Source organism: Algoriphagus marincola DSM 16067, assembly GCF_000429405.1.
GTDB lineage: Bacteria > Bacteroidota > Bacteroidia > Cytophagales > Cyclobacteriaceae > Algoriphagus > Algoriphagus marincola.
Map to the genome: position 1 here is coordinate 1 of NZ_AUBU01000001.1, position 12,215 is coordinate 12,215.

Genomic DNA, 12,215 nt, shown 5'->3' on the forward strand with positions numbered 1-12,215 from the left:
TAAGCCCTGCAGCGCCGATGGTACTGGGGTTACACCCGGGAGAGTAGGTCGCCGCCTCATTATTCAAAACCTCAGCCTAACAGCTGGGGTTTTTTCGTTTTAGGGCTTTTTGAATGAGGAAAAAAAAATACTAGAAGCAATAGCTTATAGATGAATTGTAAGTTTTAAGATTTTGAACCCTGTCTCTAAAAGCCTGCAATGACTTTAAAACATTGGGAAATAAACTTTTACCCTCAATATCTTACTTTACAGGGATTAAAAAAGTATATGGGTTCGCTTTTTTATTTAAGTGATACCAATGTAACTCCAGCTCCTCCTCGATCTGCATGTTCATCCTGCATTTTCTGGACTGGTGGCATTGTTCTAAGGAGATTGCGAGTAATATCTCTAAGGATACCGTCTCCCTTTCCATGTACAATTCTAAGCTCCTTGATCCCGAGCATATGACCCTCGTCTATGAAATTTTGTATCATTGGGAGCACTTCTTCCCCTCGTTTACCTCTCAAATCCAGATTGGTAGAAAAATCCATCATTTTTTGATTTGGTAAATAAGTGCCTCCTTTCCGAGTTTTACTTTCTTTTTTCAACTCAGTTTTGGAGATTTTCTCCAATCTGGAAAGCTTGACAGTGGATTTTAAATCTCCTATTGATATATCAGCCTCTTTATTCCTTAAGTTCAAAACCTCTGCAATTGCACCGTTGTCTTTGACTCGTACAGCATCTCCAATTTCTATCTCTCCCGATACTTTTTTGTAGGTTGGTGCGATTGGTTTTTTCTCCGGTTGAATAGTCTTTTTAAACTCTTCTAGGCCTTTACGTGCTTCTTTCGTCTTTTCTTTTTCGGCCTGTTGCTCTTTGATTTGCCGAATGGTAGTTTCTATTTTTTGGTTTGCCTGATCTAAGAGCTGCTTAGCTTGAAATTTAGCCTCTTGAAGAATGGTTTTTTTACTTTGTTCCAGTGTCTCCTTTAGCTGATTGTACTCTTGAAGCCTTGTCTTGAGAAGCTTATCCTTTTTGGTGACTTCACTAAGTAATGCCTGATATTGATTCTTTTCGTTTTCCAGTTTTGTCAAAAGCCGATCATAATTCACCCTTTCTTCTCCAATTTTAGATTTCGCATAAGAAAGGATTTCCTCGTGAATCCCAATTTTTGAAGCTATTTCAAGTGCAAATGAAGAACCAGGCTTTCCTATCTGAAGTCGGTACATAGGTGTCAGCTTATCCACATCATAGCGCATAGCTCCATTAATCATTCCTGGGTTTTTCTCTGCCACTTGCTTCAAATTGCCATAGTGGGTTGTAATTACTCCAAAAACCCCCTTCTTATTCAGGTCTAATAATACCCCTTCGGCAATAACTCCGCCAAATTGTGGCTCCGTCCCAGTCCCAAATTCATCAATAAACAAGATTGTCTTTTTATTGGCGAATTCTGTAAAATGTCGCATGCTCATCAAATGCGAGCTATATGTAGAGAGGTCATTCTCCAAGTTTTGCTCATCACCGATATCGATGAAAAAATTCTGAAAAAGTGTACTTTTTGAATCTGGATGTACCGGAATCAAAAGACCACATTGAAGCATGTATTGAAGCAAAGCTACTGTTTTCAAGGAGACAGATTTTCCACCTGCATTCGGACCTGAAATCACTAAAATCCGCTCATTTCCCTCCAATCTGATATCAAGGGGAACTATTTTTTTCTGTTGGCTTTTTAATGCCAACTCCAAAAGAGGATGTCTGGCTTTTGACCAGATCAAAACTCGTTGTTTTTCGAGCAGTGGTTTATTGCTTTCTGTTTTTTGGGCAAACTTTGCTTTGGCTCTAATGAAATCCATTAAACCGAGGAAGTTTGTTGCTTTTTTTAGACCTGGAATAAAGGGTCTGATTCGATCAGTTAGTTCGGTCAAAATCCGAATAATTTCCCTTCTCTCCATGTATTCAAGGTCCCGGATCTCATTATTGATATCCAATGCTTCTTCAGGCTCCATGAAAACGGTCTGTCCGGTGGACGACTCATCATGGATAAAGCCTCTAATTTTCCGTTTGTTTTCGGCTGCAATTGGAATAACCATTCTGCCTGACCGGATCGTGATGCCGATATCATCTACTGTAAAACCCTTAGCCCGAACTTCCTTGAAAATCCGATCCATTACCTTTCTGAGGCGGGATTCTTCATAGATTATTTGGGACCTGATCAGTTGGAGTTCTTTGCTTGCATTACTCCTGATTTGACCTTTTTCATCGATAATCTTCTCTATTTCCTTGAGAAGATTCATGTCCAAATCGATCACCAAACCTAAAAGTTGGGATAAACTTGGGTACAGATCCCCATGTTTGGCAAAGAAGTTCAAACATCCTTTGACCATTTGCAGAGAAAGTTTTAGCTCATGGAATTCCTCTTCATCTAAAAATGTCCCCTCAAGTCTTGCTTTTTCAAGAAATGGATTGATATCTGATATGCTTGAACTTGGAAAGCTCTCTCCGGATTCGAGAATTTTCTTGAATTCATCTGTTTGATCCAATAATTTCTGGACTAAAGAAAAGTCAGATGAAAAGGATATTTTTTCAACATAATCCCTCCCCAAAGAGGAGTTACACTCTTCCTTGATAAGGTTTTTGATTTTCTGAAAGTTTATTTTTTGTTCGAGATTGGAAGGGTAGAGCATTAGAATTCTTCTTGGCTATCCGGTTTGGATTCTTTGACGACCAATGAGTCGATCACTTGTGTGTAGAGTTCATCCATTTTTTGTGGATACTGCAAATAGTATCGCATACTTTCGGTAAAAACAGAATCTGTGACTCCATGTTTTAGAAAAATCTCTTTTTCTAGCAGGGTGTACAATACTTGGGAAGAATCGTATGAAATCGGCAGTGCACTGGCTATCCCTTCTTGGAGATGGATATCGACCAATACCTCTACCATTTTATTTTCTGGTAAAATATGTTTTGGTTTTTCTTCGGATTCGCAAGCAAACAGAATCGCTAAAAGGAATAGTCCCAGTCGGATTACTTTCATCATTCAAAATTAATTTTTTTTAACTGAATAAACCCATACCCTTCCTGTAAGGTAAATTTTATTATTGCCTAGGGTCATTTATCTTAGGCGGTCAAAGCAAGTCTTATGAATCAGCAGCTATTTAGCAAGCTTCGAAAATATGAAATTATGATCCGAAAGGTGGCCAATAATCACCTGCAAGGAGATTATCAGTCACTTTTCAAGGGGGCTGGGCTGGAATTTGATGACTTGCGTCCCTATCAATACGGAGATGACGTAAGAACGATCGAGTGGAAAGTTTCTGCCAAAGGCCACGGAACCTTTGTAAAGACATTCAGAGAGGACAAAGATCAGTCTGTTTATTTCCTTTTGGATATTTCCGGGAGTCAGGATATAGGAAGTGAGGGCTCCAAGAAAATAGATCAAGGGAAAATAATCGCCGGCGTGCTTACTTTGGCTGCATTATTTGAAGGTAGTCAGGTGGGATTGATAAGTTATTCGGATCAAAAAGAAAAGGTGATTCCGCCAGGAAAAGGAAGTAAGCAAGGAGTAAAGGTGATCAGAGGGATTTTTGACCATGAGAATCAATCTCTCAAAACTGACCTTGACGGGATGTTTACCTATTCCTTGAATTTGATCAAAAAGCGTAGTGTCATTATAGTGATATCGGATTTTATTGACGATGGCTATCAACGCTCATTCAGAGCGATGGCCGAAAGGCATGATTTGGTGGCAATTCAACTCACTGACCCAAGGGAATCAGCACTTCCTGCTTTAGGTATTATTCCTGTTTTTGATAAAGAGAAAGGTAGAACCACCTGGGTGAATACCGCCTTTGGTGGATTTAGTAAAAAAATATCCGAGACATTTACGACTGAAAGAGAATCACTGAAAGAGCTTTGTAAGAAAAATCAGATCAATTACCTCGCTATCGATACCACTGAAGACATTGTTTTGCCTCTAATGGAGCTTTTCAAGTACCGTAATAAATCTATGAAACGTGGCTAAAAAGTTATTCTTCATAGTAATTGTTTTTCTTCCAGACCTCATTTTCGCTCAAGGGGTCAATGTTGAGGGGTATTTTATGGCTGACTCTGCCAAACTGGGTGAGCGAATCGGCTATGTGCTCAAAGCGACCTATCCACGGGACAAGCAATTGATCTTTCCAGACTCCTCCTTCAATTACGAGCCTTTTGTATTGCTGGAGAAAAAGACCTACGTGAGTAGCACTATCGATTCGGTCACGACGGATAGCACAGTTTATTTTGTTTCCAATTTTGCGCTTGATTCTACGGTGTATTTGACCTTACCGGTCTTTGAACTGAGCAGGTATGATAGTGTGACTCACTACCCTCTGGAGGCCGCCCTTGCAGTCAAATGGCAACTGGATTCCATTCCTGAGCAGTTAGCTTTCCAGGAAAATAATGTTTACCAGCCAATTCCCAAGAACTGGAATTGGATCTTAATGGGTCTGATTCTCCTTTTGCTTTTAATCGCCCTTGTAGGTGGTTATCTTCTTTTTGGGAAAAGAATCAAGAAATATCTCACTGAAAGAAATGAAAAAAGAAGATGGAAAGTATTCGAAAAGCGTTGGCATTCAGCAGTTGAAACGCTCATAAATGATCAAACTATTGATGCAGCAGATGAACTTTTGGGCCTTTGGAAAGGATACATGGAAACGATCACCAAGCTGCCTGTGAGAGAGTGGACATCCAGTGAGGTTGGTGAAAAGCTGGCCGATATCCGGATTTTCAGTTCACTCCGAAGCATAGAAATGATCATCTACGCAGGAACCAAGTCTGAAGTAAAGGAATCTTCAGATTACTTATTGACTAAAGCCAAAGAAAACTATCAAGAAAAACTAAAGAATATCAAGCATGATCGAGCAGTTGTCTGATTTTTTTAGCTTCTCTTGGTTTTTACCGGAAACATTCCAGAGCTACGAATGGGAAAAACCTTTTTTACTCAATTTGATTTGGGTAATTCTGGTCTTGATGCTTTTGCGAAAAGCGGTGAAATTTCTGAAGAATCCGGTTTTAGAATTATCTCTTCCGAAAAGAGTTGCGAAGAATAATCCTTGGACCTATCTCCGGCTTGTACCATCTCTATTTTTCTTCCTTAGCCTTGTGATGATCATTATTGCATTGGCTCGGCCACAGCGCACCAATGAACGTGTCGAGCAATATACCGAAGGGATTGACATCATGTTGGTCATGGATATTTCGGAGTCTATGGATTTGCAGGACTTTACCCCGAATCGACTTGAATCCGCCAAAGGCACTGCTTCTGACTTCATCAATGGTCGAATGGGTGATCGGATAGGGATCGTGGTTTTTGCAGGGGAGGCCTTTTCACTAGCTCCTCTGACCAATGATTACAAGTTATTGGATGAACTGATTTCTGAAATTGCTTTTGATCTGATGGAAGCTAAAGGAACGGCGATTGGTTCAGCAATTGCTGCCGGAACCAACCGGCTTAAAGATGCAGAATCAGCCTCCAAAGTGATGATTTTACTCAGTGATGGTGAAAGTAATGCAGGAAATGTAGATCCGCTTTTTGCAGCAGAATTGGCTTCTGCTATTGGGATTAAAATTTACACAATCGCAGTGGGTAAAGATGGAATGGTACCTTATGGAACAGATTTTTTTGGGCGTCCTCAGATGGTAGAAAGCTACTTGGATGAGACCACACTCAGAGAGATTGCGCAGTTAACCAAAGGAGAATTCTTCAGAGCCTCGGATGGTACCGCACTTCAGCAGATTTTTGATCGGATCGATCAGCTCGAGAAAAGTGAAATCATGGAAAACCGGTATCGGGAAACGACCGACTATTATCGGGCCTATCTGTTTTGGGCGATTCTTTTCTTCCTGGTTTGGCTACTTCTGAAGAGCAGTTTCTTGAACAATTTCCTATTGGACTGAGGTTTCAAAGGTCTTTTGCTTCCAGTTCTGTAATCTTGGATTCATAATTGCAAACCACAGCGGTGGGAAAAATGCCACGATTATCATGGCCGAATAGCCTGCAGGCAATTGGGGGCTTTCATCATAGTGATTTAGCACTTGATAGGGTTTGTGAGCAAAAGCATGATGATCAGAGTGTCGTTGTAGCTGAAATAGGAGGAAGTTACTCACACGATGGCTGGCATTCCAGGAATGCAATGGAGTCACCCGTTCATATAGCCCATTGGGAAGTTGCTTGCGCTCCATCCCGTAATGCTCCAAATAATTCACTGCCTCCAATAGGCTAAAAGCTAAGAAGCTTTGGGTGAAAAAGAAAAGCGGCACCTCCCAGACCCATCGATCTAGGGCAATAGAAAAACCAACAAAGAATAGACTCACAAAAATTAAAGGGGCGAGTGTAAACTGAATCATTTCATTTTTAAGTGACCAAAAGGTAATTGATTTTCTATCCAGTCTGCTTTTCTCCAATACCCAGGCACTTTGATAGCCATTCCAAACGGATCTCGCCCAAAAGGCATAAAAATTTTCTCCAAAACGACTCGTAGCCGGGTCTTCCGGGGTAGCTACTTTTACATGGTGACCTCGATTATGCTCTATGATGAAATGCATATAACAAACCGTCATGAGTAGTACCTTAGCATAAAACTGGTCTACTTTTTCTTTTTTATGACCGAGTTCATGAGCTACTGTAATGCCTATTCCACCCGTCACTAAGGCCATACCTGTGCATAGAGCTACCCATTCAGTCAGAAGGAGCGTCTCAGTCGCTACTACATAAAATCCCCATAATAGCACGGCCATCTGTACATAAACCCATGAAAAAGTAACTAATTTATAAAATCGCTGCTTCGCAATCTGTGAGATGGCTTCCTTGGGGACATTGCTTTGATCCGTGCTGATCGCATAGTCCATTAGAGGCACTGCTACAAACACAAAAATGTGAATCATCCAGATGCCTATTCCACCGATGTAATGACCTAGCACCAATAAAATAGGGAGGATTAGAGCACTTAGGAATCCTATACGTTTAATGGTTTTCATAGATAAGGGGACTAAGTTTTCCTAAATTAAATCCTTTGGTAAATAAAATCAAGGGCTCGGAATCATGTTCGCGGCTCAATCTCTGATTTTTATCAGCTTTCAGACAAAAACTTATCAAGTTTTCTAAAGATAGACTTTCTCAACTTTGGGGAAATTAGAATAGCATGCTCAGCCCTCAACTCATTCAAAAATATAATACTCCTGCACCTCGATACACTAGCTACCCGACGGTTCCACTTTGGGAAAATAACCTCAATGGTGAAGATTGGGAGGCATTGGTAAAAAGAGCTTTCGGTTTATTTGGTAGCAAAGAAGGAGTCACGCTTTACATTCACTTACCTTTTTGTGAAAGTCTTTGTACCTACTGTGGCTGCAACAAGCGAATTACAAAAAACCATTCAGTAGAATCACCCTACATTGAGGCACTTCTTATCGAGTGGAAAAAGTATTTAAGACTTTTTGGTGAAAAGCCGAAACTCAATGGAATTCATCTTGGAGGAGGAACTCCGACCTTTTTCGGCCCAGAATCACTCAAAAGATTGCTTTCGGTTATTACCCATTCATGTGACATCGCCGAGAATCCAGAGTTTAGTTTCGAAGGACACCCCAACAATACCACATTTGAGCATTTGGCGGCTTTAGCTGAATTGGGATTTGATCGGGTGAGTTATGGGATCCAGGATTTTGATGAGCAAGTTCAGCGATCTATCCACCGGATTCAGCCTTTTGAGGCAGTGGAAAAGGCTACCCAAAACGCCAAAAACCTAGGATATACCTCAATCAACATTGATTTGATTTATGGGCTACCTCATCAGACCATTGCTACACTTGAGAAGACTTTTGAGCGGGTAGCCGAATTGATGCCTGATCGGATTGCCTTTTACAGCTATGCCCACGTACCCAGTTCCTTCCCAGCTCAGAAAAGCTATGAACAGTACCTCCCGAGTGAATTAGAGAAAAGAAATCTGTATGATCGAGGGAAGGAGATTCTTTTGGAACTTGGCTACGCAGAGATCGGCATGGATCATTTTTCCCGACAGGATGATCCTTTGGCTAAGGCTAAGGATTTAGGGAAGCTTCACCGGAATTTTATGGGCTTCACTACCTCTCCATCAAAGATGTTGATTGGTCTCGGAGCTAGTAGTATCAGCGATATTCATTTAGCTTTTATGCAAAATGAAAAGGGGATTTCTGCCTATCAGGAGGCGATGGAAAGTTACAATTGGCCAATTGTCAGAAGTCATGAAATGAGTAATCAGGACTTGATAATCAGGAATTTGATTTTGGATCTGATTTGTAAACATGAGGTGATAATCAGCGAAGAGCTTGATTTATTTTTGGGAAATAAACAATGGGATCAACTCGCAGAGATGCAGGACGAAGGTTTAATCGAGATTTCGCCTAAAAAACTGAAGGTTACAGATGATGGGATAGGAGTGATCCGTCAAATCTGCAAAGTATTTGACCTTAGGCTGCAATCCCAAAATAAGGAGTTGATTTTTAGTAAGGCTATTTAATGGCAAACAGTAATCTCCATTTTTTCCGTTCCATAGTCAAAGGTGACCATTTCTGGACTCAGACCGGGAATCCCTAATCCTAGGCCTCTGAAAATAAAAATGATTCCCAAGATGACTCCCAAATAGGGGATCGCTTTTTGAAAATTCATTCGGGTTTTCACTGTGATTATCTGGCTTGAGAACATTAAAAACAGTAAGAGCGGGATCGTACCTATTCCAAAGAAAAACATGTAAACAGCCCCCAAATAGGGGCTTTGCATACCAAGAGCTGCAATAAGAGCCATGTATACCATACCGCATGGTAAGAGACCATTTGCCAGGCCTGTTGCAAAAAATGCTGGCTTACCACCTCTTTTAAGGAAGTAGGATAGCTTTTGTCTGATCCATTTTACCAAACCTGAGAAAATGGATACTTGAAGCAATTGCTCTGATTTTTTGTAATTGAGTGAAAGCAAAACCAACACTACTCCCATGGCAATGGAAAAGCCCTGTTGTATTCCTGCCAAAGACATGGAAAAGCCTACAAACCCAATGAGAAGCCCTAAAAGGGCGTAGGTAAAGCTTCTACCAAGATTGTAGAGAATTTTATTCCAAATGAATCCGGAATTACTGGCATTTCCAACGGCGAGTGCAATAGGTCCACACATTCCCACGCAGTGGAAAGAACCTAAAAAACCCAAAAGAAATGCAGTCCAAATCATCAGAGTGTAATTTTTTTCTCTTGATAGAATTCTGTTCCGTTTTCGGTCCAAGTGAGTTGAACTCTCCAATATCCAGGTTTAAGACTGGCGATGGATATTTGTTTTTTTCCTGACTCGATAATTTCTACAGGCACGCTTTGATCCAGTTTTACATCCGAAGGTCGATAGAGGTTGAGATTTCCTTTTGCACCCTTTGGAAGATCCAGAATGACTGCTTTAGATTGGGAATCAAAAGCTAAAACATCCCGATCAAGAAGGAGCGTGGAAGACTCCCTGTCTATCTGTTCTTGATATTTGATCTCTGCTTCGTAATAATTGTCCCTTACCAGCTCGATTCCATCCATTCTAACTGATATCACCACCATGGTCATGATGATCCCTACGAAAGCAATGATTGAAAGTAAAATTCCTTTTCCCCAGTCCATAGTATTATTCTTTTGATACAGGAGCCATAAAGCTCGTTTCTATTTTATCAATTTCTTTATCCGCATGCACCAGTGAAAGTTGAATTTCCTGCTGTGGGCGGTTTACGCTCTTTTGATCAGTAACGATGAAAAATCGTCCTTCTACTTTGGATTGAGGCTCAAGCACCCAATTTTGTCCTCCGACGATTTCTACATCCATTCCTTCTACCAAGGAAGAAAGATCCACCGTTTGAGGTTCGAAGGTTTTATTGATGAGGGTGATTTGATAGAGATTTGAAACCGTACCATTATCCCGCATCTGATAGGTCATTCCAGGGAACCTTGTCACTGTAGCCTGAAGCTCATCACGAGTAGCAATCAATGATATAAAACCAGCTACCAAAATAACCAACACAACAGAATAAGCTTTGACTCGGTTGGTGATTAGTTTCTGAAAGCCTTGTTGAATACTGTTTTCTGATGCATATCGAATAAGGCCTTTAGGCCGGTCTACTTTGACCATTACCTCATCACAAGCATCTATGCAAGCCGTACAATTGACACACTCCATTTGTACTCCATTTCGGATATCAATGCCTGTCGGACATACCTGCACACAAAGATTACAGTCTACACAATCTCCAAGTGGGGTTTCTTCGACTTTATTTTTTCGAATCGGTCCTCTAGGCTCTCCCCGCACATAATCATACATTACGTTGATAGAGTTGTTGTCTAAAAGCACTCCTTGTAGTCTACCGTAAGGGCAGACCACTGTACATGCTTGCTCTCTAAACCAAGTGAAGACAAACATGAAAATCCCAGAAAAGGCAACCAAACCAATAAATCCGGCAAGGTTAGCGGTTGGTGGCTGGGTGACGATCTCTCTGACCTGATCGATTCCGATCAAATAAGCCATCACCAAATGTCCGATCAAAAGAGAGATTAAACCAAAGATTAGAAGCTTTGATCCTTTTTTGATAATCTTTTCACCATTCCAAGGCATGGCATCCAATGCACGCTGTTGATTGGCATCTCCTTCGATCAAGTATTCGATCTTGCGGAAAACCATTTCCATGAAAAGTGTCTGAGGACAAGCCCAACCACACCATATTCTCCCAAATATCACAGTAAACAAGATGATAAATACAAAGAATATCAGGAGAAGGAATATCAACAAATGGGTGTCTTGTGGCCAGAAAACCGCTCCAAAAATGATGAATTTCCGCTCAAAAATATTGAATAGAAGCCAAGGTCTTCCATCTACCTGAATGAATGGGCCGGCAAATAAAATAGCCAAAAGAATCCACGAAAGGTAGGTGCGGTATTTGTAAAAGAAACCCTTTACTTTTTTAGGGTAGACCCAGTTTCTTTTACCATCATCTTGGACAGTTGACAGGGAATCCCGGAAAGTATTCGGATCGAGATGTGGATTTTTCTTTGCCATAATCAGAGAATAATTAAAGACTGTCAGAGAATAGCTCTGACAGTCTAAAGGTATTAAAGTGCAGCAACCACGCTTGTGCTATCAGTCACCACTTCATCTTGCGTAGGTGTATAAAGTTCCCCTTGTGGGTCTTTGGGACTAGCTGGAGTAGTGCCAACTAGACTTAGGATGTAACTGGAGACTTGTTGCATTTCCTGTGGAGAAAGCTGATCTTCCCAAGGCACCATCCCTTTGCTGACTACGCCATATTTCACTACAGAGAAAACATCGTTGATAGATCCTCCATGAATCCAGTATTGATCTGTCAGATTTGGCCCTACACCGCCTCCGCCGTCTGCAGCATGACAAGCAGCACAGTTGGCTTCGAAGATTGACTTTCCGACAGCTAATCCAGACTCAGAATCATCAACAGTCACGTTTGTCTCGTCTATGGATGCTGCAAGGTTTGCCATTCTTGCTTCCGCAGCTATGGCCTCTATTCTGAGCTCTTCCTGATACTCTTCCACGCCTGTGAGCCCTAAGCCTAAGACTGAATAGTAAGTGAAGTATCCGACACCGTAGATGATAGTCAATATAAAAACCCACTGAAGCCAAGGCGGCATGAAGTTGTCTAGCTCTGTGATGCCATCATAGGAGTGATCGGCCATCATTTTTGCTTTTTCTTCTTTGCCTCCTACAGTATCCATTTTACCAGTGACAAAGCGTTCTTTGAACTTCTCCCACCAGCTTGGTTCATTCGCCAATTCTGGATTTTCATTTCGGAATACAGCAACCATAAAGGTCATCAAATAGACCATTAGAACTAATAAAAGAATGATTACCAGAAGGACAATACCAAGGATAATCAGTAAGGTCAATTGTCCAGGATCCATTGCTTGAAGGTCTGAGTACCAATTGGAGCTTTCTGTTTGTCCAAAAGCAAGCTGAGTGGGTAGCCACCCGATTGTGAATAGAAATATGAGAAACTTTTTCATGGCTGGGATGGGGTTATATCGTCGTCATTTTCCATAGGTAGAGATTTCAGGTGGTCCACCACGTCTTTTGGGATAGACTTTACCCAAAAGAAAACTCCCAAGAAAAATGTGACAAAGATGAGCAGTGAAATCACTGGGTAGATTTCAATATTTTCGATTGATCTTAAAACTTCTTTATACAT

Annotated in this window: 12 protein-coding genes; 4 read left to right on the plus strand and 8 right to left on the minus strand. The window is 41.0% G+C overall.

The window, feature by feature from the left end:
- Window positions 1-281 precede the first annotated feature (281 nt).
- Window positions 282-2,663: an endonuclease MutS2 gene (locus G457_RS0100005; protein WP_026944638.1), complete on the minus strand. Its 2,382-nt coding sequence runs from the start codon at window positions 2,661-2,663 to the stop codon at window positions 282-284.
- Window positions 2,663-3,016: a DUF4296 domain-containing protein gene (locus G457_RS0100010; protein WP_026944639.1), complete on the minus strand. Its 354-nt coding sequence runs from the start codon at window positions 3,014-3,016 to the stop codon at window positions 2,663-2,665. Before G457_RS0100010 ends, G457_RS0100005 begins: the two co-directional genes overlap by 1 nt.
- 102 nt (window positions 3,017-3,118) lie before the next feature.
- Between G457_RS0100010 and G457_RS0100015 the strand changes: the two genes are divergently transcribed.
- From G457_RS0100015 to G457_RS0100025, 3 genes are read left to right on the plus strand one after another with little or no spacing between them, the layout of a single operon-like run.
- On the plus strand, window positions 3,119-4,000 hold the full coding sequence (locus G457_RS0100015; protein WP_024283294.1) for a DUF58 domain-containing protein: 882 nt from the start codon (window positions 3,119-3,121) through the stop codon (window positions 3,998-4,000).
- Window positions 3,993-4,889, plus strand: a complete 897-nt coding sequence (locus G457_RS0100020; protein ID WP_026944640.1) for a hypothetical protein — start codon at window positions 3,993-3,995, stop codon at window positions 4,887-4,889. The genes G457_RS0100015 and G457_RS0100020 overlap by 8 nt, the downstream gene beginning before the upstream one ends.
- Window positions 4,870-5,913 (plus strand): vWA domain-containing protein, encoded by a 1,044-nt coding sequence (locus G457_RS0100025; RefSeq protein WP_026944641.1) that lies wholly within the window; start codon window positions 4,870-4,872, stop codon window positions 5,911-5,913. Before G457_RS0100020 ends, G457_RS0100025 begins: the two co-directional genes overlap by 20 nt.
- On the opposite strand, the gene G457_RS0100030 is transcribed toward G457_RS0100025, so the two are convergent.
- Complete coding sequence (locus G457_RS0100030; protein ID WP_026944642.1) at window positions 5,902-6,993, minus strand: alkane 1-monooxygenase; 1,092 nt, start codon at window positions 6,991-6,993, stop codon at window positions 5,902-5,904. The two genes, G457_RS0100025 and G457_RS0100030, sit on opposite strands and share 12 nt — an antisense overlap.
- Before the next feature lie 164 nt (window positions 6,994-7,157).
- Here G457_RS0100030 and hemN point away from each other — a divergent pair, with 164 nt between their 5' ends.
- Window positions 7,158-8,510 carry an oxygen-independent coproporphyrinogen III oxidase gene (gene hemN, locus G457_RS0100035; protein WP_026944643.1) on the plus strand — a complete coding sequence of 451 codons (1,353 nt, stop codon included), beginning with the start codon at window positions 7,158-7,160 and terminating at the stop codon, window positions 8,508-8,510.
- Here hemN and G457_RS0100040 read toward each other — a convergent pair.
- From G457_RS0100040 to G457_RS0100060, 5 genes are read right to left on the minus strand one after another with little or no spacing between them, the layout of a single operon-like run.
- Window positions 8,507-9,211, minus strand: a complete 705-nt coding sequence (locus G457_RS0100040; protein ID WP_026944644.1) for a sulfite exporter TauE/SafE family protein — start codon at window positions 9,209-9,211, stop codon at window positions 8,507-8,509. The genes hemN and G457_RS0100040 overlap by 4 nt on opposite strands.
- A complete protein-coding gene (locus G457_RS0100045) occupies window positions 9,211-9,636 on the minus strand; it encodes a FixH family protein (RefSeq protein WP_026944645.1) in 426 nt (141 codons plus the stop codon). Before G457_RS0100045 ends, G457_RS0100040 begins: the two co-directional genes overlap by 1 nt.
- Before the next feature lie 4 nt (window positions 9,637-9,640).
- Window positions 9,641-11,059 carry a cytochrome c oxidase accessory protein CcoG gene (gene ccoG, locus G457_RS0100050; protein ID WP_026944646.1) on the minus strand — a complete coding sequence of 473 codons (1,419 nt, stop codon included), beginning with the start codon at window positions 11,057-11,059 and terminating at the stop codon, window positions 9,641-9,643.
- 53 nt (window positions 11,060-11,112) lie between these two features.
- Window positions 11,113-12,033 (minus strand): cbb3-type cytochrome c oxidase N-terminal domain-containing protein, encoded by a 921-nt coding sequence (locus tag G457_RS0100055; RefSeq protein WP_035482875.1) that lies wholly within the window; start codon window positions 12,031-12,033, stop codon window positions 11,113-11,115.
- Window positions 12,030-12,215: a hypothetical protein gene (locus G457_RS0100060; RefSeq protein WP_026944648.1), complete on the minus strand. Its 186-nt coding sequence runs from the start codon at window positions 12,213-12,215 to the stop codon at window positions 12,030-12,032. The genes G457_RS0100055 and G457_RS0100060 overlap by 4 nt, the downstream gene beginning before the upstream one ends.